This window comes from Methylobacterium sp. Leaf89, assembly GCF_001422215.1.
In the GTDB taxonomy this organism is placed as follows: domain Bacteria; phylum Pseudomonadota; class Alphaproteobacteria; order Rhizobiales; family Beijerinckiaceae; genus Methylobacterium.
Window position 1 is genome coordinate 769,006 of record NZ_LMML01000029.1, and the last position, 21,588, is coordinate 790,593.

Consider the following 21,588-nt stretch of genomic DNA (forward strand, 5'->3'; position numbering starts at 1 on the left):
GCCTCTCCAGCAAACGACGCCCCAGGACAGGGCGCGTCCCTCTCCCCCTTGTGGGGAGAGGTTAGGAGTGGGGGTGGTTCCGCCAGACGTCGCCGGTCAAGGGTCGCCCAACCACCCCCACCTCCAACTCCTCCCCACAAGGGGAAGGAGGGCTACGTCGTGCCTCTTCGCGCAGGCGACGCCCGAGGGCAGCGGAACGCGTTCCTCTCCCCCTTGTGGGGAAAGGTGAGGCGTGGGGGTGGCTCCGCCAGCCGCCGCCGGTCGAGGGAGGATGCGTGCGTAACCCCCATCACCGGAAAGGCAGCCGCGACCGCACCGTCATTCCGGGGCGCCGCAGGCGAGCCCGGAATCCAGAACCGCCGACAGCGTGAAGTCTTACACGACCTGCGTATCTGGATCCCGGGCTCCGCTGCGCGGCCCCGGGATGACGGGGTGCTGCGGGCTGATTTCGAACACGGGATCCTCTCCTGGAGTATCGCAGCACCGCGGGGAGCGGCTCGACCCCACTCAGGCGGTCGCGCCCTCGATCTCGCCGCTGAGTTCCAGCCACTCCTCCTCGGCCGTCTCCAGGGCGGCGGCGGCGTCGGCGCGCATCTTGGCGAGTTCGCCGGCCTTGGCCGGGTTGGCCTGGAAGGCGGTGCCGTCGGCCAACGCCGCGTCGATCTTGGCCATGGCGTCGGTGAGCTTCTTCATGCGCGCCTCGACGCCCTCAAGCTTCTTGCGCAGGGGTGCGAGAGCGACGCGGCGGTCGGCATTGGAGCGCCGTTCCATCGCCTTGGCGCCGCCGGTGGAGTCCGCCGCGCCCTTCTCGGCCTCGCGCTCCGGCCCGGCGAGGACGTAGCGGCGGTAATCGTCCATGTCGCCGTCGAAGGCCTTCACGCTGCCGTTCGAGACGAGCCAGAGCCGGTCGGCGCAGGCCTCCACCAGGAAGCGGTCGTGGCTCACCAGGATGACGGCGCCCTCGTAGTCGTTGATCGCCTCCACCAGGGCCTGGCGGCTCTCGATGTCGAGGTGGTTCGTCGGCTCATCGAGGATCAGGAGGTGCGGGCCGCGGAAGGCCGCGAGCCCCATCAGCAGGCGCGCCTTCTCGCCGCCGGAGAGCTGGGAGACCGGCGTCTCCGACTTGGTGCCCGAGAAGCCCAGGCGGGCCGCCGCCGCGCGGGCCTTCGATTCGGGCACGTCCGGCATCAGGTCGCGGACATGGGCGTAGGCGCTCTCGGCCGGGCGCAGTTCGTCGAGCTGGTGTTGGGCGAAGTAGGCGACCTCCATCTTGGAGGAGCGGCGCAAGTCGCCGCTCAAGGGAGGCAGGCGCCCGCCGATGAGCTTGCAGAAGGTCGACTTGCCGTTGCCGTTGGCGCCGAGCAGCGCCACCCGGTCGTCGGGTGCGAGGCTCAAGTTCAGGCCCGTGAGCACGATCCGGTCCGGGTAGCCGGCCTGCACCCGCTCCATGGCGACGATGGGCGGGGAGAGCGGCCGCTCGGGGCTCGGCAGGCGGAAGGCCGGCACGTCGTCCTCGATCACCGAGGCGATGATCTCCATCTTGGCGAGGCGCTTGACGCGAGACTGGGCCTGCCGGGCCTTGGTGGCCTTGGCCTTGAAGCGGTCCACGAAGCTCTGGAGATGGGCCCGCTCCGCGTCCTGCTTCTGCTTCGCCTTGGCCTGGAGCACGCGCTTCTCGGCGACCTGCCGGGCGAAGCTCGTGTAGCCGCCCCGGTAAATGCTGAGCTTGCCCCGGTCGAGGTGCAGGATGTGATCGACGCACTCGTCGAGGAGGTCGCGGTCGTGGCTGATGATCACGGCCGTGCGGGGATAACGCTCCAGGTAGTCGTAGAGCCAGATCGTGCCCTCGATGTCGAGGTAGTTGGTCGGCTCGTCGAGGAGCAGCAGGTCGGGCTCGGAGAACAGCACGGCGGCGAGCGCCACGCGCATGCGCCAGCCGCCGGAGAAGTCGGCGCAGGGGCGCCCCTGCGCCTCCGCATCGAAGCCGAGACCGTGGAGGATCGCCGCCGCGCGGGCCGGCGCCGAGTGCGCCTCGATGTCCACCAGCCGGGTCTCGATCTCGGCGCGGCGCAGGCCGTCGGCGTGCTCGGCCTCCGCCATCAGGCGGGCGCGCTCCGTGTCGGCGGCCAGCACCACGGCGTGCAGGGTCTCGGGGCCGGCGGGCGCCTCCTGGGCCACCGCGCCGATGCGCATGCCCTTGGGCATCGACACCGTGCCGCCCTCGGTGGGCAGCTCGCCGAGGATCGCCTTGAACAGGGTGGTCTTGCCGGCGCCGTTGCGCCCGACGAGGCCGACGCGGGCGCGGTCGGGGATGACGAAGGTGGCGCCGTCGAGGATCAGGCGCTCGCCGATGCGGTAGGTGAGGTCGTTGACGCGGAGCATGGCGCGCTTTTGCGGGGTCGGGGCCTCACTGGCAAGCGGCCGGGGCCGCGCGCCCCGCACCGGCCTGTGCGGTTGGCGCGGACCTCGCATCCACGCCTATCGGCAGGCGAGCAGTACGGGACAGCTTGACCCAGGAATTGCACGGCGTATCGATCAGGTTCGATCATCGAGGGGGCAGGACGCGTGACCACAGGACGGCTGACGACCATCCCGTTCTTCAAGGAGCCGGGAATCGAGCTGTCCGTCTACGAGACGCGCTGCCACTGGCGCCGCTTCGACGAGAACGAGGTTCTGGTCGATTACGACGACGTCTCCACCGACGTCTATTTCCTGGCCTCCGGCGAAGTGCGCATCCTCAACCGCTCGCAATCGGGCAAGGAAGTGATTCTCGGCGAGATGCGCGGCGGCGCCTTCTTCGGCGAGCTGGCCGCGCTGGACGGCATCGGCCGCTCGGCCAACGTCACGGCCCTGACCCGCGGCGAGGTCTGCGTGGTGCCCGCCCCCGTGTTCCGGCAGATCATCTTCGCCTCCGAGGCAATCGCCGACCGGCTGTTCCGCCTGTTGGCCAAGCGCGTGCGCGAGCTGAACACCCGCCTGATGGAGCATGCGCTCCTCGACCTGCGCCACCGGCTCTATGCCGAGCTGCTGCGCCTGTCGGTGCCCCGCGCCGGCGGCGACGGCGAGCGGGTGGTCACGCCGCCGCCCTACCACCATGTGCTCGCCGCCCGCATCGGCTGCCGCCGCGAGCAGGTGACGCGGGAATTCACCGTGATGGCGGCCGACGGCCTGATCGACCGGACGCGCGGCGCCCTGGTGATCCGCCGGCCTGACCTCCTGGAGGCCCGCGTCGCCGAAGCGCTGCGCGAGGACGGCTGAGGGTCCGGCACCCGCGATGGCGTCGACGCGCACGCCCGGTCCCGCCGGCCTGCTGACCTGTGCCGGCCTCGGCAAGCGCTTCGGCGCGCACGCGGCGGTGGCCGACCTCGACCTCACCCTGCAGCCCGGCGAGTTCGTCTGCCTGCTCGGTCCCTCCGGTTGCGGCAAGAGCACGCTTTTGCGCCTCATCGCGGGCTTCGAGACCCCGACCTCGGGCACGATCCGCCTCGGGGACACCGACATCACGGCCGACCCGCCGCATCGCCGGCCGGTCAACATGATGTTTCAGTCCTACGCCCTGTTCCCGCACATGAGCGTGGCCGCCAACATCGCCTATGGCCTCACCGGCCTCGGGCGCGCGGCCCGCGCGGCGCGGGTGGACGAGCTCCTGCGCCTCGTGCGTCTCGACGGGTTCGGCCCGCGCAGGCCCGACACCCTGTCCGGCGGGCAGCGACAACGGGTGGCGCTGGCCCGCGCCCTGGCGCGCGCGCCCCAGGTGCTGCTCCTCGACGAACCGCTGGGCGCCCTCGACCGCGCCCTGCGGGAGGAGACGCAAGGCGAGCTGCGCGCCCTACAGCGGCGCCTCGGCACGAGCTTCCTCGTGGTCACCCACGATCCCGGCGAGGCCCTGGCGCTGGCCGACCGCATCGGCGTGATGGAGGGCGGCCGCCTCGTGCAGATCGGCGACGGGGCGAGCCTGTACGAGCGCCCGGCCAACCGCTTCGTCGCCGGACTCCTGGGCGACGTGAACCTGATCCCGGGCCGGGTGCCGGATCGCGACCCCGGCGGCCTGTCCACCCTCGACACCGCGCTCGGGCCAATGCGCGCCCGCGGCGCAGCCGAGGGGGAGGGCGTTATCGCCCTGCGTCCCGAACGAATTGCGCTGGCCCGCTCCCCGTCCGGGGACGGACGGGCCCTGCCCGGGCAGGTGGTCGAGACGACCTATCTCGGCGACCGCATCCGGCTCCGGGTCCGCATGGCCGACGGATCGGTCTGGCGGGTGAGCGCGCCCACGGGCGCCGACGCGCCCGCCGTGGAAGAGACCGTCCACCTGTCCTATCCGCCCGAGCGGGCCTGGCTGATGCCGGCGGCGGGGTGAGCATGAAGCGCTGGCTCCCGGTCCTGCCCGCCCTGTGGCTCGCCGCCTTCGTGCTGCTGCCGGTGATCCTGACCCTGAAGATCAGCCTGTCGACGCCGGCCACCGCGCAGCCGCCCTACCTGCCGGTGCTCGACTGGAGCGCGGGGTTCGAGGGTTGGGGCAGCTTCCTCGAGGCCCTCGACTTCGCCAACTTCGAAACGCTGGCGGGCGACGCCCTCTACCGCGACGCCGCCCTGTCCTCCGTGACGCTCGCGGCCGTCGCCACCGCGATTCTCGCCCTGATCGGCACCCCGATCGCCCACGCCATGGCCCGCGCCCCGGAGCGCCGTCAGCCGCTCCTCGTGGCGCTCCTCATCGTGCCGTTCTGGACGAGCTTCCTCATCCGCATCTATGCCTGGATCGCGATCTTGAAGCCCGAGGGGCTGCTCAACGCCGGCCTGATGCGGCTCGGGCTGATCGCGCAGCCCCTGGAGATCCTGAACACCCAAGGGGCGGTGCTGATCGGGCTGACCTACGCCTACCTGCCCTTCATGGTGCTGCCGCTCTACGCCGTGCTGGCCAAGCGCGACCCACGCCTGGCCGAGGCCGCGGCCGATCTCGGCGCCGGGCCCGCGCGGGTGTTCTGGACCGTGACCCTGCCGCTGGCCCGCCCCGGGCTGGTGGCCGGGGCGCTGCTCTGCTTCGTTCCGATGGTGGGCGAGTTCATCATCCCGGACCTGCTCGGCGGCTCGGACACCCTGATGCTCGGGCGGGTGCTGTGGAGCGAGTTCTTCTCCAACCGCGACTGGCCGCTCGCCTCCGCGGTGGCGATCCTGGTCCTCGTCCTGGTGGTCGGCCCGCTGATCCTGTTCCGCGAGGACGGGGCGACCGCGCGGGAGGCCGGCCGATGAGGGCCCTCGACCGCATCGCCCTCACGTTCGGGCTCGGCTTCCTCTACGCGCCGATCCTGATCCTGGTGATCTACTCGTTCAACGCTTCGGCCCTGGTCACGGTCTGGGGCGGGTTCTCGACCCGCTGGTACGGCGTGCTCGCCGCCGACGCCCCCTTGCGCGCGGCGGCCGGCGTCTCCCTCGCGGTGGCGCTGGCCTCGGCCGCCCTCGCCACGGTATTCGGAACCCTGGCGGCTCTGGCCCTCGACCGGGGCGGGCGCTTCGCCGGCCGGCGGATCTTCACCGGGCTGATCTACGCGCCGCTGGTCATGCCCGAGGTGATCACCGGGCTGTCGCTGCTGCTGCTCTTCGTCGGCCTCGGCCTCGATCGCGGCCTCCTCACCCTAGTCGTCGCGCACGCGACCCTCGGCCTCGGCTTCGTGGCGGTGATCGTCGGGGCGCGCCTGCGCGGTCTCGACGGCGCGCTGGAGGAGGCGGCGGCCGATCTCGGCGCGGCGCCGGGCCGGGTCTTCGCCACCGTCACCCTGCCGCTGATCGCGCCCTCCCTGGCGGCGGGCTTCCTCCTCGCCTTCACCCTGTCCCTCGACGACCTCGTCATCGCGAGCTTCGTCTCGGGGCCGGGGGCGACGACCCTGCCGATGCGGCTCTACAGCCAGGTCCGGCTCGGGGTGAACCCGGAGATTAACGCGGCCTCGACGCTTCTCGTCGGCGCCGTCACCGCCCTCGTGCTCACCGCCTCGTGGCTGACCGGGCGCAAGGGTGTAGCCTGAAACGCCGCGGGCCGGGCTTCCGCTAAGGGGCGTAGGCGCGGGCGCCCGCCGGGAGGGCCAGCCCGACGGCCGGCATCCGCAGGGACTTTGACGGCGCCACCGCGCCGCCGCGCAGGTCCGGCAAGGCGTCCTGGGCGAGGCTGCGCACGTCGAGGTTGCCGAAGGGACCCGCGATCTGGACGCGCATCGGCGGCCGCTTCTCCGACGCCGTCCCCCGTGCGGAGATCTCCGCGAGGGTGTCGCAGCGCCGGTCCGGCAGCGAGACGGTGCCGCGCAGGGAGGCGGCCAGGACGTTGGCCTCCATCGTGCCCTCGGTGATCTCGCCGATTCCGTCGCGGAAGCGCAGGCTCAGGGTCGCACGCTCGAACGCCGTGCGGCCGACGCGCCGGGCCGGCATCCGGTTGCGCTGGGCCGCCTCGTTCAGGTCGAGCCCGATCAGGGTGCCGGCGTCGACCGAGAGGGCGGCATGACCGTCGAGATGTTGCAGGAGCGCGTGCAGATCGGCCCCCGAGCCCTCGGCCTGGAACTGGCCCTGCGCCGTGCCGAGGATCCAGTTCTCCGGGCGCAGCGCGCCGGGGACGGCCGCCAGGTCGAGCCGGTCGAAGGCACCCTGCACCTTGGCGTCGGTCACGGCCGCGTCCTTGGGCGAGGTGGCGAGGGCGAGGCGGCCCTTGAGGGTTCCGCCCCCCAGGGCGGCGCGGCTCAGGGACGCCTCGATATTCCCGTCCCGGACCAGGACGCTGGCGGCCAGGTCCTCGGCGAGGATCGGACCAAACCGGGCCGCGCCCGCCGAGATTCGCAGGTCGAGGTCGCCGCCGGTATAGGGCGCGAGGGCGATGGCGCGCAGGCGCCAGTCGGGGGCGCCGGCGGTGGCGCCGACGGCTCTCAGCAGATCCGCCAGCAGGGGGGCGAGGTTCAGCGTCTCGGCCGCCAGGGTCGCCTGCACGGCTGGACGGCCCCGTCCGAAGGAGACGGCACCGGCCCCCTCCAGGCGATTGTCGCCGAAGGAGACCCGGACGTTGGGCAGCAGGAGCTGACGCCCGCTCATCTCGAAATTGCCGGTCATCCCGAACGCCGTGACGAAGGGCGAGAGGGCGACGTCGCCACCGGCCCAGGCGAGGGTCTCCGGCAGGGACCGCGTCTCGAACTGGCCGAGCCCGGTCAGTGTCAGGCCCTCGGCCCGGACGACGCCGCTGCCCTCGGCCGTGAGGGTCCCGGCGGCCCAGCTCGCCGTGAGGGCGTAGGGCGTGGCGCCGCCGTCGAGGAGGTCGATCACCCGCAGGCCCGAGACGGAGAACCGCGTCGGCATGGCGCTCCACTGGAAGCTGCCGAAGATCTCGGCCTGGGCGCTCCAGAGCGGCCAGGACAGGGTCAGGTCGAGGTCGCGGGCGGTCTGGGGAGAGCCGTCCCGGGGATCGAGGCCCTTGGCGACGGCACGCGACAGGCTGATGCGGCGCGGATGCGCGGCGCCGTCCACCGCGAGGCGCGCGCCGAGAAGCCGAACGGGCTCGGCCCAGCGGGCGTCGTCCGGCCCCGAGGGCAGGTAGACCGTCGCGCCGTCGAGCCCCAGGGTGTTCACCTCGAGGCGCCCCGTCAGCAGGGCCAGCAGGCTCAGCTGGAGGGAGAGGGCGCCGCCCTCCGCCAGGACGGGACCGTCGACGCCGCCCGCGGCCAGGCGGACATCGCGAAACCCCAGGCGCGGCAGCGGCAGCAGGGTGACCTCGGTCGGCCCCCGCGCGGTCATGGCGAGCCCGTAGACCCGCGCGAAGTCCCGTGCCACGAAGGCCCGCAGGCGCGGCGTCGCGACCGACCAGGGCAGGCAGGCGGCCGAGAGGGCGACGACGAACGCCGCGAGGCACATCAGGGACAGGAGGCGGCGCAGGGGCATTCCCCTCCATCCGGTGTGTGGGACGCGCGGCGGACCGCGTGATCGACGAGGGGATGGGCGCGTCCGGCCCCGGCAGCCGAGACGCGCGGAAGACCCGGCGACCCTCTCCTGATAGTCCTCGGCGCCCGGCTTGTCTCCCCGGGCGGGGGCGACGCCCCGGTGCCATCCACCACGCAGCGCGCCGGAACGGTCCCGCCGGCCCGAGCGCCCCCGGGCCACGCCGTCCGGTCGGACCCGCGCTCAGACTCGGTCCGGGCGGTGCCGCGCAGTGCAAAATGTAACGGCCGCACCGCGACAAGGGGTTGGCAGGACGCCGCTTTCGCGTGACGGTCGCGCCGACGAAGAACAGAACCACACAGGAGGGCATCCATGAAGAAGGTTTATCCCGACGCCACGGCGGCGCTGGCCGGCGTGCTGAAGGACGGCATGATGATCATGTGCGGCGGCTTCGGCCTCTGCGGGATTCCCGACGCCCTGATCGATGCGATCCGCGCGTCCGGGGTGAAGAACCTGACCGTGGTCTCCAACAATGCCGGCATCGACGGCGTCGGCCTCGGCAAGCTCCTGGAAACCCGCCAAGTCGCCAAGATGATCTCGTCCTATGTGGGCGAGAACAAGGAATTCGCCCGCCAGTACCTCGGCGGCGAGCTCGCCATCGAGTTCAACCCCCAGGGCACGCTGGCCGAGCGCATCCGCGCCGGCGGCGCCGGCATCCCGGCCTTCTATACCAAGACCGGCGTCGGTACCCTGATCGCCGAGGGCAAGGACGTGCGCGAATTCGACGGCGAGGACTACGTGATGGAGCGCGGCCTGTTCGCGGACCTCGCCATCGTCCACGCCTGGAAGGGCGACACCGAGGGCAACCTGATCTACCGGAAGACGGCGCGGAACTTCAATCCGATGATGGCCACCGCCGCCACGATCACCGTGGCCCAGGTGGAGCATCTGGTGCAGCCCGGCGAGATCGATCCCGACGCCATCATCACCCCCGGCATCTTCGTGAAGCGCCTCGTCCACGTGCCGGAGCGCGAGAAGCGCATCGAGCAGCGCACCACCCGCAAGCGCGGCGAGCCCGCCGTGCCGCCCGCCGCCGTCTGAGAGCCGACAAGGAGACCACGATCATGGCCTGGACCCGCGAACAGATGGCCGAGCGCGCCGCACGAGAGCTGCAGGACGGCTACTACGTGAACCTCGGCATCGGCATCCCGACCCTCGTGTCGAACTACATCCCGGACGGGATGTCGGTGCAGCTGCAATCCGAGAACGGCATGCTCGGCATGGGCCCCTTCCCCTACGAGGGCGAGGAGGATGCCGACCTGATCAATGCCGGCAAGCAGACGATCACCGCGCTGCCCACCACCAGCTACTTCTCCTCGGCCGAATCCTTTGGGATGATCCGGGGCGGCCACATCAACCTGTCGATCCTCGGCGCGATGCAGGTGGCCGAGAACGGCGACCTCGCCAACTGGATGATCCCGGGCAAGATGGTGAAGGGCATGGGCGGCGCCATGGACCTCGTGGCCGGCGTCAAGAAGGTGGTGGTGGTGATGGAGCACACCGCCAAGGGTAAGGACGGCTCGGAGAGCCCCAAGCTGCTGGACGCCTGCGACCTGCCGCTCACCGGCACCCACGTGGTCGACATGGTCATCACCGACCTCGGCGTCTTCACCATCGACAAGAAGGGCGACGGGGGCATGACGCTGGTCGAACTCGCCGACGGCGTCACCGAGGACGAGGTCCGCGCCAAGACCACAGCCCGCTTCACCACCAAGCTCGCCTGAGCGGCGTGGTCCCGGGCGGAGCCGCCCCGCCCGGGCGACGGAAACCCGCCCGGCGCCGGCCGCGGCGGGTTTTTGCGGGCCCGAGGGTCCCCGCGCGCCGGCGGCGCCCTACCGTAAGGCACAGGTCCAAACGGGAGCGCACGACATGGCAGTGGTATCCAAGACGGTGATGGACGAGGGCAGGGCGGCCAAGCAGGCTGGCCAGCCGGACTCCGTCAATCCCTATCCGGCCGGTTCGCAGAACAGCGCCGACTGGCTCGAGGGCTACACCTTCGACGAGGCCGAGCAGAACACCGACCGGGCCGAGAGCGACACCTGAGCGCCGTACGGGAGCCGGCGCCGCCGGCTCCCGCTTCGCCGGGGTCGAGTGGGTCTGCGCCGAATGTGCCCGCGCCCGGGCACGACGGTCGGAATCGTTCGCGCCACACCGGACCACAGGATCGGTGCCGGGCGGGCCAAGCCTGGATAAAGAATTTGAACAATTGATCGCGGGCCTGCGTTGGTCGATCAGCTAACGAAAACTGGGAGATACCGCAGCATGTCTATCAAGACCCTTGCCTTTGCCGGCTCGATCGCCCTGGCCCTGACGGGGACCGCCTTCGCGCAGACCGCGACGGGCACCGAGGGCAACATGAACAATCCGGGCAGCGTGAAGAGCAACAGCGAGAAGTCGATGGAGCGGATGGGCGCGCCCGCCACCACGGGTTCGACCATGGCCCCGGCTGGCACCTCCGGCGGGCCCAGCACCGCGACCGTCGGCGCGCCCGGCGGCAGCACCGGCGGCAACGGCGAGACCGGCAGCGGCGCGGCCCCCAGCGGCAAGTAAGCCCGCAAGTAAGCGCGCGAGCAGGCCCCGTCGGGGTCCGTCGAACGGCCTGAGTGCGTTCCGAGCCCCGCAGCCCCGCTGCGGGGCTTTTTGCGAGCCCGACTACGAACCCGTGTAGCCGAGCGCGGCGGCGGCGGCCTTCAGGCGGTCGAACGCCTCCGCGTAGCGCGCATGCCGGGCTTCGCCGTTCGCCAGCGTCCGGTCGGGGCTGAGATTGTCCTCCGTGTCGGACATCTTGATCAGCAGCCCCCCGAGATGGCCCCTGGCGATCAGGGCGGAGATGCGTGCGTCGTACGGCACCGGCTCGGCGGACTTCGTCAGCATCACCACCATGGCGATGACAGCGTCGGAAAAGCCTTCGGCCCGCAGGGCGATCGGGGTGGTCGGGGTGTCCTCGAGGACGTCGTGGAGGATCGCGGCCTGCATCACCTCCATCGGCTCGATGGCGAGGCGGTCCACCGATTTCGCGTGCCCCGCCCGGCCGACCGCCGCATTGGCGACCCGCTCCAGGTGGCGGATGTAGGGTTGCCCGCCCTTATCGATCTGCCCCGCATGCGCGATCATCGCGAAGCTGTGGGCCTCGAAGATGGATGCCATGCCGCGCGCTCCTCTCCGGCCGGACCTGCCGGCCCGGTAGACCATTCCGCCGAGCGATCCACAAGCGCGGCCGTGCACCGGTGGTTCGGCCCGGAAACGGGACACCGCCGACCGGTAACGTTAGCGGCCCATTAAGCGGAACCGTCGAAATCAGGGGATGTGCCGGGGCGTTCGCCCGGCCCTTCGAGTGCAGCGTGAGGACAGTGGCGTATGGGCAGCGTTCCGGCGATGATGGACAATGTGGTCCCCTTCCGACGCGCCCTCCGCCCCCAGCCGTCGGCGGCAGCCCCGTCGGCGCCCCGCGGCGGCCTCGCGGCCCGGCGCAGCGAGCAGCGTGCCCTGATGGATTCGGTTTATGCCACGGGCAGCCTGTCCGTGGCGGCGGGCGACCGCGAGACCAAGCTGATCGCGGCGCGGCTCCAGGTCTACGGCTTCGTGCTGATCGAGGAGATCGGGGCCGACGGCACGCCCCGGCGCCTGCGCCCGTCCGAGGCCATCCGCGCCCGGACCGAGTCGCCGTGGCGCCTCTCGAAGGCGAGCTACGGCGCGGGTGCCGGCCTCGCGGTCACCATCCCGGCCGTCGACGACTTCCTGTTCGACCAGCCGGCCGACCGTCCGGCCTGAGGAGGCCGCGCACGCTTCTGTGGCCGCCGGGAGACATCGGCAATTTCCTCGTCGGCGCCGTGGTTCTGATCATCGAATTCTCAGGCTGGGCGTGAGATGAAGGGTCTCGTTTCACTCCCGGCCATACCGCCATGCTGTCCGCCTCAGAAAACATCGTCATCCAGCACCGTGAGATCGTCGCCGTCCTGGTGACCTACGGGATATTCCTGGCCGGCGTGATGGGCGTGGCTTGGTTGATCGCGTAGCCGCGGCCCGGTTGATCGCGTAAGCTGAGCGGACGCGCCGTCGCGGGGTCGGAACCGCGCGGGTTTCACCCCGGTTTTCCGCCCGATCGTTTCGGGAGAGAACCGCATGGCAGACAAGGGCGACGACCACGCCGAGACCTACAAGGCGTTCCGCGAGGCCGTGAACATGACGGCGGCCAAGCTCGACGCGTTCCTGGAGACCGACGAGAGCCAATCGGTCGGCCAGAAGAAGGATGGCGGCGAAGCCACCGGCCACCGCGAGGGGCGGCGCATCGTCGAGCTTCTGCGCACCAAGAAGACCGACCTCACCGACGACGACTACGCGCACATGGCCAAGGTCGTCGGCTACGTGCACCGTCACCTGAAGCAGGGCGGCCCGAAGGAGGCCGACAAGGTGAAGGAGTCCCCCTGGCGCCTGTCGCTGATGAATTGGGGACACGATCCGCTGAAGGACGACTGAGTCCGGCCCGGAGCGGGCTTCGGATCAGGTCGGATCGCGGGTTGGAAAACCACCGGCCGTCCCGCGTTGGGGAAACCTGGTGGAGCTGAGCGGGATCGAACCGCTGACCTCCGCAGTGCGATTGCGGCGCTCTCCCATCTGAGCTACAGCCCCGTTCCGGGGTGGCGGCCTTTTAGGCTCGCTCACGCCGACCTGTCAATTCCCGAAATCCTGCAGCTTTGCGTGGGCGTGATGCGTCCCGCGGGCGCGGGCCACGAGGACATCGTTTCCGCGCATGAACGCCTTCATCTGGCTCTTCGACACCGTCGTGCAGCTCTACATCTACGTCCTCATCGCCAGCGCCGTCCTGAGCTGGCTCGTGGCGTTCAATGTGGTGAATGTCCGCAACCCGATCGTGTCGCAGATCGGCGAGGTGCTCTACCGCCTCACCGAGCCGGTGCTGCGCCCGATCCGAAACATCCTGCCCAACCTCGGCGGCGTCGATCTCTCGCCGATCGTGCTGGTGCTGCTGCTGCTGTTCGCCAGCCGCCTGCTGCACGAATTCGTGCCGACGCAGACCTCCGTCTACATCCGCTGACCGGTCGGGCTTTCGAGGGGCGGGGCGCAACGACGGCCCGCCCGACATCAAAAAAACAGACGCGCCACCGCGTCGCCCTGGGAACGAGACCGTCATGAAGACCAATCCCGGCCGATTCTTCGAGGATTACCGCCTCGGGGAAACCCTCCGTCACGCCACGCCGCGCACGGTCACCCTCGGCGACGTCGCGCTCTACACCGCCCTCTACGGCCCGCGCTTCGCCGTGCAGTCCTCGGACGCCTTCGCGCGCGCCATCGGCTACCCGCAGAGCCCCCTCGACGACCTCCTCACCTTCCACGTGGTCTTCGGCAAGACCGTGCCGGACATCTCCCTCAACGCGCTGGCCAATCTCGGCTACGCCGAGGGCGGCTTCCGCCGGCCGGTCTATCCGGGCGAGACCCTCTCGACAGTCTCCGAGGTCATCGGCCTGAAGGAGAGCTCGAACCGCCAGACCGGCGTCGTCTACGTGCGCTCCACCGGCTCGGACGCCAACGGCGAGACCGTGCTGAGCTACTGCCGCTGGGTGCTGGTGAAGAAACGCGACCCCGAGGCCAAGATCGCGCAGGAGCACGTGCCGACCTTCGCCAAGGTGGTGGACCCGGCCGACCTCGCCGGCGCCCTGCCGCCCCTGAACCCGGCCGCCTATGATTGCGCGCTCTCCGGCTCGCCCCACCGATTCGGCGACTACGTCGTCGGCGAGAAGATCGACCATGTCGACGGCATGACCGTCGAGGAGGCCGAGCATCAGATCGCCACCCGCCTGTACCAGAACACCGCCAAGGTGCATTTCGACGGCTACGCCGCCAAGGACACCCGCTTCGGCCGCCGGCTGATCTACGGCGGCGTCGTGATCTCCCTGGCCCGGGCCCTGAGCTTCAACGGCCTCGGCAACGCCTTCGCGCTGGCGGGCATCAATGCCGGCCGCCACGTCGCCCCGCTGTTCGCCGGCGACACGGTCTATGCCTGGAGCGAGGTCCTGGAGACCGCCGAGCTTCCCGGCCGCACCGACATCGGGGCGCTGCGCCTGCGCACGGTGGCCACCAAGAACCAGCCCTGCGGCAACCATCCCGACAAGGTCGGCGACGCCTACGACCCGTCGGTGATCCTCGACCTCGACTACTGGGCGTTCATGCCGCGCTGACCCCCCGGTCCCGGCCCGGCGCATGACGGGCCGGGCGGGCTGGTCCGGTGGCGACGAGCGGCGGATGCCGTGCGGGGTCGCGAACCGGACGTGGAAGGCGACGCAGTCTCGGGCCGTCGCCGTCGGCGAACCCCTCCCCGGCGACTCGGCGCCCTGCTCGCCGGCAGACCCGCGGCGGCGGTCGCGGGACGGCTCGCGACCATCCCGCCGAGGGTCGGGACCACCCCGCCGAACGCTCCGTCCGCGAAGGACCGGGCCTCGGCGTCCACGCCCCGGGCGGCGACGACGAGATTCTCGGCTTTGGACTGCTCCGCCGCGGACGCTCAACCGGTGCCCGTCGTCTGGTCGAGCCCCCCGCTCCCCCCGGCTTCGGATCCAGGCGCCGCGCGCACTGCGCGATGCCATCGGCGATGCCGCGACGGATCTCGTCGCCGCGGGCGCCCCCGGCGTTTCCGGTGCGGGCCGGCTCCGCGATATGCGCTTGGATCGCGTCGCTCAGGCTGCCGCCGACACAGTCGCCCCCGTCCAAAACGTCGCCTTGTCTGCGTGAAAGCCGACGCGTCTCGTGCGCAGGACTGCGGCTCCATTTCCCATCGTCGTCGAATACAGTCTGCCGGCCTCGCGCAGGAAGTCTTCAAAGCAGATCATCAGGACACCTGGGTCGACCTGCTTTTCTGGACACATGCGCCGGATCATCGCCCAAAAATGCGCGCAGCGACCGACCGGGGCCGGAGCGAAGCCCCCCTCCGCACCCCCGATTTCCGGTACTTCCGCATTAGAACAATTAGGAATTGTTGCCGCAAAGGCACGGGCCCCGAACCGTTTCCTGCCGACGCTTGATCACCAGCGCGTGATCGACTAACCGCCAGACATGTCGACGTATCGATGAGCAATTTAGGATCACTCTAAGGTAATCCTCAAGAGTTCGATACGCGGCGCGGGCGCCAGCACAAGGATCTACGGGTGCGCAAGATCACCTCAGCGCTGTCAGCAACCTCGACGTATGCTTTGATCAGCACGACTGCGCTGGTTTTCAGCTCGGCAGGTCTGACGTCGAGCGCCAAAGCGCAAGAATCCGTGCGGCTCGACGAGCTTTCGGTGGCGGGGCCTTCCGGGGGGACGGGGCGCGGCGGCCAGGGCGTCGGGCTCCTGAAGGATCTGCCGCCGCCCTATGCCGGGGGCCAGTTCGCGCGGGGCGGATCCCTCGGTGTGCTCGGAACCCGGGACGCCCTGAACACGCCGTTCAGCACCGTCAACTTCACGCAGCAGGTCATCCAGGACCAGCAGGCGCGCACCGCGGCCGATACCCTCGTCAACGACGCTTCGGTCCGCCTGACGACGGCCAGCAACGGCTTCAGCGACACCTTCCAGATCCGCGGCTTCGAGGTTCAGGCGCAGGATGTCGGGTTGAACGGCCTCTACGGCCTGGTCTCGTCCAATCGCGTGGCGGCGCAGTACATCGAGCGCATCGAGCTTCTGAAGGGACCCGGCGCGTTCATGTACGGCATTCCGCCGGGCGGCAGCGTCGGCGGCAGCATCAACATCGTTACGAAACGCGCCCTCGATGTGCCCTTCGTCCAGGTGACGCCGCAATATATCAGCCCCGGCAATTTCGGTGTTCATGTCGATGCCAGCACCCGCGGCGGCGAGAACAAGGAATGGGGCGTCCGCTTCAACGGCCTGGCCCGGGACGGTGAGGCGACGATCCGGGACGGAAACCTGCGGACGGGACTCGGGGCGCTGTCCCTCGACTATCAGGGTGAGCGCCTGCGCTGGGCGCTCGACGTGATCTCCCAGAACGACGAAACCAAGAATTTCCGGCCGCAGATCGGCCTGCAATCGGATATCGCCTTCATCCCGCGCCCGCCCAGCGGGCGCAGCAACTGGTTCCCGGGGACGCAGCTCCAGCAGCGGGACAACACGGTCGCCTCCTTCCTGGAATACGATCTGACCGACTGGCTGACGGCCTATGGCGGGATCGGATATCGCGCGGGGTCCAATCGGCAGACCTTCCCGGATTACCGGGTGTTCGGCTTCCCGAGCGGTGCCGACGTTCTCGGCAACTTCCGGCTCGTGAACGCCTTCTACGATTCCTACAGCAGCACCGTCAGCGGCAATGCCGGTCTCAAGGCCCGCTTCGACACCGGGTTCATCAATCACTCGGTGAACCTCGTCTATACCGGGTTCACGCGGGAGGACGGCTACGCCTACGTGGCGAACTCGGCCGACGAGTCGGTCCCGTCCAACATCTATCGGCCGGCGCCGCTGCCGGTCGTAACCGGCGAGCGGATCGCCCCGCAGCGCTATGCCGGGACCACCCTGACGAGCGTCGCCGTCGCCGACACGATGTCGGCCTTCGACGACACCGTCCTGCTGACCGCCGGCGTCCGCTATCAGATGGTGAACCAGAAGAGCTACGACACCGTCACCCAGGCGCGGACCAGCGAATACGACGCGGACGCCACGTCGCCGCTCGCCGGCATCGTGTTCAAGCCCTGGAAGAACGTCTCCCTGTACGCGAACTATGCCGAAGGCCTGACGGCCGGCACCATCGTGGGACCCGGCTACAGCAACGCGGGCGCGATCCTGAGTCCCTACAAATCGGATCAGCAGGAAGTCGGCATCAAGGTTGACTGGGGCACCATCACGACGACGGCGGCTCTGTTCCAGATCAGCCGGCCGGACCAGGTCCAGACGGCGACCAACGCCCTGGCGTATAACGGCGAGCAGCGCAACCAGGGTCTGGAGCTGTCGGCCTTCGGGGCGCTCGCACCGACCCTGCGCGGATTCGCGAGCGCGACCTTCCTGCGTCCCGAACTGACCAAGCCGATCGACCCGCTCCAGCGCGGGAACGACGCCGCGGGCGTCCCGGACCTGACCGTCTCCGCCGGCCTCGAATGGGATACCCCCTGGGTCCCGGGCCTCGCCCTGAACGGCCGGGTCCTCTACACCTCCGGCTCCTATCTCACCGGCGCCAACACCGTCCGCTTCCCGGACTGGACGCGGTTCGACCTTGGCTTCCGCTACGCGACGATCCTCGACGACAGGCCGTTCGTCTTCCGCTTCAACGTCGAGAACGTGGCGGACAACCGGTACTGGCTGACGACGGGCACCTTCGTAACGGTCGCCTCGCCCCGGACCTTCGTCGTGTCCGCCTCCTATACGTTCTGATGGGACCGAACGGCCTGGAGCGGCTCCGACCGGACGCGATGTCTCGGGGTCGCGACGGGAAACGGCGCAGGGACGCTCATCGCACCTCGTCGCTCCGACCGGGCTCTGGCGCGGAGGCCTTGCGGGCCGCGCCTCCCGACGGCAAACATCGGGCCGCCGACACCTTCGGAGGAAGCTTTGCCATGCCGGCTGAACCGACCAAGGGACCGGCGTGGTATTTCCCGTCGATCGAGAAGCGGTACGGCCGCCCGATCGCGGCGTGGCAGCAACTCGTCCGGGAGAGACTTCCGGCCAAGCACATGGACCTCGTGGCGATGCTGAAGGCCGAGCACGGGATGGGGCATGGACACGCCAACGCGATCGTGGCGCACGTCCTGGCAGCGCAGAAATCGTGACGCGCTCCCGCTGACACTGCGCGCCGACGGCGGCGGAGACCGCGCGGCCCTCTCAGTGGCGCAGACGCCCTGCGGTGGCCGTCACCCCCCGAACCATCCGGCCACCGCCCGGCGCAGCGGGTTGGCCGGGTCGGAGAGGAGGCGCAGGGCCATCAGGCAGGCGATGGTGACGAGGAGCGGGCGGATCAGCCGGGCGCCCATGCGGATCGCCAGGCGCGAGCCGATCTGCGCTCCGAGAAAGGCGCCCACCGCCATCATCAGGCCGATCGCCCAGACGACGTGGCCGCCGAGCGCGAAGAGTGCGAGGCTGCCGAGGTTGCTCGCGGCGTTGGCGAGCTTGGTGTGGGCGGTGCCCTTCACCACGCCCAATCCCAGCAGGGTCACGAAGCCGATCATGTAGAAGGCGCCGGCGCCGGGGCCGAACACTCCGTCGTAGAAGCCGACCGCCGGGGCCCAGGTCAGGGCGAACCAGTTCGGGGTGATCCGCGCGGTGGCGTCTTCGTTGCTCATGCGCTTGGCGGTCGCGAAGTAGATCGCGATGGCCACGAGGAGAATCGGCACGGCGGCGTCCAGCACCGCGCGCGGCAGCAGGCTGACGCAGAGCGCGCCCGCCACCGAGGCGCAGCCGGCGCTCACCGCGATCTTCCAGGCGTCGGGCCAGTGGATCAGGCGGCGGCGCGCGAAGGCGAGGGTCGAGGAGACCGCGCCGGCACTGCCCTGGAGCTTGTTCGTGGCGATCGCCGAGACGGGATCGAGGCCGGAGAGCAGCAGGGCCGGCAGGGTCAAGAGGCCCCCGCCGCCCGCGATCGCGTCGACGCAGCCGGCCGCCACCGCGACCGCGAACAGACCCGCGATCAGGCCGATATCCACCCCGAAGATCATCCCGTCCTCACGTCATGGTCCAGTGAGGGCCGACTGGAGGCGGGATGGCGATCGAGGGGAAGCGCCGGACGCACGCTTCAGTTGCGGACGACGACCTTGGTGCCGACCTTGGCGCGATCGTAGAGATCGACCACGTCCTTGTTGGTCATGCGGATGCAGCCCGAGGAGACGGCGGCGCCCATGGTCTCGGGCTCGTTCGAGCCGTGGATGCGGTAGAGCGAGGAGCCGAGGTAGAGCGCCCGGGCGCCGAGCGGATTGTCCTGGCCGCCGGCCATGAAACGCGGCAGGTCGGGGCGGCGCGCCAGCATCTGCGACGGCGGGCGCCAATCCGGCCACTCCTTCTTCATGGTCACGTGCTTCTCGCCGGACCACGAGAAGCCCTGGCGGCCGACGCCGACGCCGTAGCGCACGGCCTGGCCGCCGCCGAGCACGTAGTAGAGCCGCCGCTGGCTGGTCGAGACCACGATGGTGCCGGGCTTCTCGGCGCCCTTCCAGACGACGGTCTCGCGCGGAATCGCCTGCTCCTTGAAGATGTTCATGAAGTCGGCGATCGGTCCGCTGTCGAACGGGTTTCCGGCGAAGGCCGGTCCGGTCGATACGGTCAGGGCCGCCGCGAGGGCGGATGCGGCGAGAACGCGGCGCGTCTGCATGGTCTCTCCTCCAGCCGAGGACCGGCAAAGGGCGGGCGCGAGGACCCGGCTTTCCCGGAGGCTTGTGGTCGGGGGCGAGAGCCTTGGCGCGATGGGGAAGGGGGGTCAACCGCACCGCGATCGAACGCGGTGCCCCTGTGTGATCCCGGCAACGCCCCGACTCGGGATCCCTCGGAGGGCCATCAGGCCCCCAGACACGATGCCGCAGGAACTTGCGGCCAAGCCCGCTTATCCCCAGACTCGGTGCGGTGAGACCCAACACTGTCCAGATCGCACGCGCCGCCGAAGCGGCTTCGCACGTGCATGAACCGGCTTCGCCCTCGGCGGCGCGCCCGGTCGTGCGCGCCGTCGGCGTTCTTGCGTCCGGTCTCCTCGCGCTCCTGCTCCTCGTCTGCGCCGTCCTGCCTCTGATGCGGATGGCGGGGGACGTACCGCACGGCTTCGCCCGCCAGACCGTGATGTCTCAGGCCTCGCTGCCCGAGAACCGGGACACGATCCTGCGCGTCTCGGCTGCGATGGCCGACCTCGACGACAGCTTCGGCAGCGTCGCAACCCTGCGGATCCCGCGCGTGACGAAGCAGAGGGTGGATCGCCTCGCGATGCCGCGCAGCCTACGGGTCCTTGCGACGCGCGCGGTCGCTCCCCTCGAGCGCCCCCCCAGGCTCGCCCTCCCGGCCTGAACGGTCCGGAGTCGTCCAGCGCTCACGGAATTCGACGTCACTTTTTCGCGTTGAATACAACCCGTGTCGTCGGAACGCCCAGATTGTGGGCCATCTCCGGGATCGTCACCGGACGATTCGGGCCGGGTCTAAGCGATGCGACCCGCGCCGCCGCGGCGCGGGCGATGCCTCGGCCCCTGTCACCGCCCCCACCGCGCCCGGCCATGCCACATGGCCCAGCGCTTGCCATGGCCCGGACCGCTCGCGGCGACGGGGCCCTGGACCCTGAATGCGGCGATGCCGGCCTGCGCCACGCGGGCCATCCGCCAGAATCTCGCAGGAGCGACGCGATCGTGACGTCTTTCAACCACCGCCTGTTCGGGGCCCGGCCGACCGCGCTCGCCGCGGGCGTCGTCCTGGTCGCTCTCTCGGCCTGCAATCAGAAGCAGCAGGCCGCGGCGCCGGTTCCGGGCCCGATCCCCGAGGTCAACATCGTGACCGTCCGCGAGCAGCCGATTCCGTACGTCCGGGATCTCCCCGGCCGCGTGGCGCCCCTGCGCATCGCCGAGGTCCGCTCGCGGGTGTCCGGCCTCGTCGTGAAGCGCACGTTCGAGCAGGGCAGCCTCGTGAAGGAGGGCGACCTCCTCTATAAGATCGACCCGGCCCCCTTCGCGGTCGAACTGCAGAGCGCCGAGGCCGCCCTCGCCCGCACCGAGGCGGCGCAGGTCCTCGCGAGCCAGCAGGCCGACCGCCTGGAGCAGCTGCTGTCGCGCCAGACGGCGAGCCAGGCCCAGTACGACAGTGCCTACGCCGCCCTGAAGCAGGCCGAGGCCGAGGTTGCCGGCGCCAAGGCGGCCCGCGACCGGGCCAAGCTCAATCTCAACTGGACCGACGTCCGCGCGCCCATCTCCGGCCGCATCGGCCGCGCGCTCCTCACCGAGGGCACGCTGGTGGAGCAGGGCGGCACCGCCAACCTCGCCACCATCCAGCAGCTCGACCCGATCTACGTCGACATCACCCAGTCGGTGGGCGAGCTGAACAAGCTGCGCCGCGATCTCGCCAGCGGCGAGCTCTCGCGCCTCTCGGCGGACACGGCCAACGTTCACATCATCATGGATGACGGGACGCTCTACGGCTCGGCCGGCAAGCTGCTGTTCTCCGACGTCACGGCGGACCCGAGCACCGGGCAGGTCACCCTGCGCGTGCTGTTCCCGAACCCGCATGACGAGCTCTTCCCGGGGATGTACGTGCGCGCCCGCATCAAGCAGGGCATCGACACCGATGCGCTCGCGGTGCCGCAGCAGGCGATCCAGCGGACCAACGACGGCAAAGCCGAGGTCTGGGTGGTGCGCGACGACAGCAAGGTCATGCTTCAGCCCGTGGAAGTCGGCCCGGTGGTCGACAACCAGTGGGTCATCCGCTCCGGCCTGAAGGCCGGCGACCGGGTGGTCGTCGAAGGCGTGCAGAAGATCACCGTCGGCCAGCAGGTGAAGACCGTCGAGCTGAAGATCGCAACCGCCGACGCCGAGCCGAAGCCCCGTGATACGGAGGTACCGGAGCGCGAGGCCGCCGAGGCGCCCGGCACGCCCAAGCCTGCGTCATCGACCTCGGCGTCGCCCAATTCCGATTCACCGAGTTCTGCCTCACCCAAGCCCGTGTCGCAGGTGCGCTGAAC

The 21,588-nt window shown here is 70.3% G+C and carries 21 protein-coding genes and 1 tRNA gene; 16 read left to right on the forward strand and 6 right to left on the reverse strand.

Annotated features, from left to right (window positions below; all coding sequences use genetic code 11):
* Positions 1-507: 507 nt before the first annotated feature.
* Positions 508-2,382, reverse strand: coding sequence for an ABC-F family ATP-binding cassette domain-containing protein (locus ASF18_RS18945; RefSeq protein WP_056354025.1), 1,875 nt, complete (start codon positions 2,380-2,382; stop codon positions 508-510).
* Between the two features lie 183 nt (positions 2,383-2,565).
* On the opposite strand from ASF18_RS18945, the gene ASF18_RS18950 reads away from it, so the two are divergent.
* Genes ASF18_RS18950 through ASF18_RS18965 form a run of 4 tightly spaced genes read left to right on the forward strand, consistent with a single transcriptional unit; the run spans position 2,566 to position 6,017 of the window.
* The gene (locus ASF18_RS18950; RefSeq protein ID WP_056180343.1) at positions 2,566-3,258 is read left to right on the forward strand and encodes a Crp/Fnr family transcriptional regulator; all 693 of its coding nucleotides are present in this window, start codon (positions 2,566-2,568) and stop codon (positions 3,256-3,258) included.
* Positions 3,259-3,274: 16 nt separating this feature from the next.
* Positions 3,275-4,357, forward strand: coding sequence for an ABC transporter ATP-binding protein (locus ASF18_RS18955; protein ID WP_056354029.1), 1,083 nt, complete (start codon positions 3,275-3,277; stop codon positions 4,355-4,357).
* Positions 4,358-4,359: 2 nt separating this feature from the next.
* Positions 4,360-5,247 carry an ABC transporter permease subunit gene (locus ASF18_RS18960; RefSeq protein ID WP_056211188.1) on the forward strand — a complete coding sequence of 296 codons (888 nt, stop codon included), beginning with the start codon at positions 4,360-4,362 and terminating at the stop codon, positions 5,245-5,247.
* A complete protein-coding gene (locus tag ASF18_RS18965; protein WP_056354032.1) occupies positions 5,244-6,017 on the forward strand; it encodes an ABC transporter permease subunit in 774 nt (257 codons plus the stop codon). The genes ASF18_RS18960 and ASF18_RS18965 overlap by 4 nt, the downstream gene beginning before the upstream one ends.
* Before the next feature lie 22 nt (positions 6,018-6,039).
* On the opposite strand, the gene ASF18_RS18970 is transcribed toward ASF18_RS18965, so the two are convergent.
* Complete coding sequence (locus ASF18_RS18970; protein WP_056354035.1) at positions 6,040-7,905, reverse strand: AsmA family protein; 1,866 nt, start codon at positions 7,903-7,905, stop codon at positions 6,040-6,042.
* A gap of 369 nt (positions 7,906-8,274) precedes the next feature.
* On the opposite strand from ASF18_RS18970, the gene ASF18_RS18975 reads away from it, so the two are divergent.
* From ASF18_RS18975 to ASF18_RS18985, 4 genes are all read left to right on the forward strand, one after another.
* Positions 8,275-9,003 carry a CoA transferase subunit A gene (locus ASF18_RS18975; protein ID WP_056354038.1) on the forward strand — a complete coding sequence of 243 codons (729 nt, stop codon included), beginning with the start codon at positions 8,275-8,277 and terminating at the stop codon, positions 9,001-9,003.
* Between the two features lie 23 nt (positions 9,004-9,026).
* Positions 9,027-9,686, forward strand: a complete 660-nt coding sequence (locus ASF18_RS18980) for a 3-oxoacid CoA-transferase subunit B (RefSeq protein WP_056354041.1) — start codon at positions 9,027-9,029, stop codon at positions 9,684-9,686.
* Between the two features lie 145 nt (positions 9,687-9,831).
* Positions 9,832-10,005, forward strand: a complete 174-nt coding sequence (locus ASF18_RS24340; RefSeq protein ID WP_200917644.1) for a hypothetical protein — start codon at positions 9,832-9,834, stop codon at positions 10,003-10,005.
* Between the two features lie 219 nt (positions 10,006-10,224).
* Positions 10,225-10,512 (forward strand): hypothetical protein, encoded by a 288-nt coding sequence (locus ASF18_RS18985; RefSeq protein WP_056354045.1) that lies wholly within the window; start codon positions 10,225-10,227, stop codon positions 10,510-10,512.
* A gap of 102 nt (positions 10,513-10,614) precedes the next feature.
* Here the strand turns inward: ASF18_RS18985 and ASF18_RS18990 are convergent, their stop codons facing one another.
* On the reverse strand, positions 10,615-11,109 hold the full coding sequence (locus ASF18_RS18990; protein ID WP_056354048.1) for an HD domain-containing protein: 495 nt from the start codon (positions 11,107-11,109) through the stop codon (positions 10,615-10,617).
* Between the two features lie 210 nt (positions 11,110-11,319).
* Here ASF18_RS18990 and ASF18_RS18995 point away from each other — a divergent pair, with 210 nt between their 5' ends.
* On the forward strand, positions 11,320-11,733 hold the full coding sequence (locus ASF18_RS18995) for a hypothetical protein (protein ID WP_056354051.1): 414 nt from the start codon (positions 11,320-11,322) through the stop codon (positions 11,731-11,733).
* 351 nt (positions 11,734-12,084) lie between these two features.
* The gene (locus ASF18_RS19000) at positions 12,085-12,438 is read left to right on the forward strand and encodes a DUF3140 domain-containing protein (protein WP_056354054.1); all 354 of its coding nucleotides are present in this window, start codon (positions 12,085-12,087) and stop codon (positions 12,436-12,438) included.
* Between the two features lie 77 nt (positions 12,439-12,515).
* On the opposite strand, the gene ASF18_RS19005 is transcribed toward ASF18_RS19000, so the two are convergent.
* Positions 12,516-12,591: transfer RNA gene (locus ASF18_RS19005), tRNA-Ala, on the reverse strand.
* Positions 12,592-12,712: 121 nt separating this feature from the next.
* Here ASF18_RS19005 and ASF18_RS19010 point away from each other — a divergent pair.
* The 4 genes from ASF18_RS19010 (at position 12,713) to ASF18_RS19025 (ending at position 17,722) form a co-directional block, all read left to right on the forward strand.
* Positions 12,713-13,015 carry a YggT family protein gene (locus ASF18_RS19010; protein WP_056211211.1) on the forward strand — a complete coding sequence of 101 codons (303 nt, stop codon included), beginning with the start codon at positions 12,713-12,715 and terminating at the stop codon, positions 13,013-13,015.
* A 94-nt stretch (positions 13,016-13,109) separates the two neighbouring features.
* Positions 13,110-14,156: a MaoC family dehydratase gene (locus ASF18_RS19015; protein ID WP_056354057.1), complete on the forward strand. Its 1,047-nt coding sequence runs from the start codon at positions 13,110-13,112 to the stop codon at positions 14,154-14,156.
* A 1,098-nt stretch (positions 14,157-15,254) separates the two neighbouring features.
* Positions 15,255-17,327: a TonB-dependent receptor gene (locus ASF18_RS19020; RefSeq protein WP_244472752.1), complete on the forward strand. Its 2,073-nt coding sequence runs from the start codon at positions 15,255-15,257 to the stop codon at positions 17,325-17,327.
* Positions 17,328-17,509: 182 nt separating this feature from the next.
* Positions 17,510-17,722 (forward strand): DUF4287 domain-containing protein, encoded by a 213-nt coding sequence (locus ASF18_RS19025; protein ID WP_056354061.1) that lies wholly within the window; start codon positions 17,510-17,512, stop codon positions 17,720-17,722.
* Between the two features lie 81 nt (positions 17,723-17,803).
* On the opposite strand, the gene ASF18_RS19030 is transcribed toward ASF18_RS19025, so the two are convergent.
* Together ASF18_RS19030 and ASF18_RS19035 are read right to left on the reverse strand one after the other, a co-directional pair.
* Positions 17,804-18,604 carry a TSUP family transporter gene (locus ASF18_RS19030; protein WP_056211220.1) on the reverse strand — a complete coding sequence of 267 codons (801 nt, stop codon included), beginning with the start codon at positions 18,602-18,604 and terminating at the stop codon, positions 17,804-17,806.
* A 77-nt stretch (positions 18,605-18,681) separates the two neighbouring features.
* Entirely contained in the window at positions 18,682-19,254 is a 573-nt protein-coding gene (locus ASF18_RS19035) for a L,D-transpeptidase (protein WP_056354064.1), read from the reverse strand.
* Between the two features lie 248 nt (positions 19,255-19,502).
* Here ASF18_RS19035 and ASF18_RS19040 point away from each other — a divergent pair, with 248 nt between their 5' ends.
* Both ASF18_RS19040 and ASF18_RS19045 read left to right on the forward strand, forming a co-directional pair.
* Positions 19,503-19,934, forward strand: a complete 432-nt coding sequence (locus ASF18_RS19040) for a hypothetical protein (protein ID WP_156649992.1) — start codon at positions 19,503-19,505, stop codon at positions 19,932-19,934.
* A 332-nt stretch (positions 19,935-20,266) separates the two neighbouring features.
* Positions 20,267-21,586 (forward strand): efflux RND transporter periplasmic adaptor subunit, encoded by a 1,320-nt coding sequence (locus ASF18_RS19045; RefSeq protein WP_244472753.1) that lies wholly within the window; start codon positions 20,267-20,269, stop codon positions 21,584-21,586.
* The last annotated feature ends 2 nt before the right edge of the window (positions 21,587-21,588 follow it).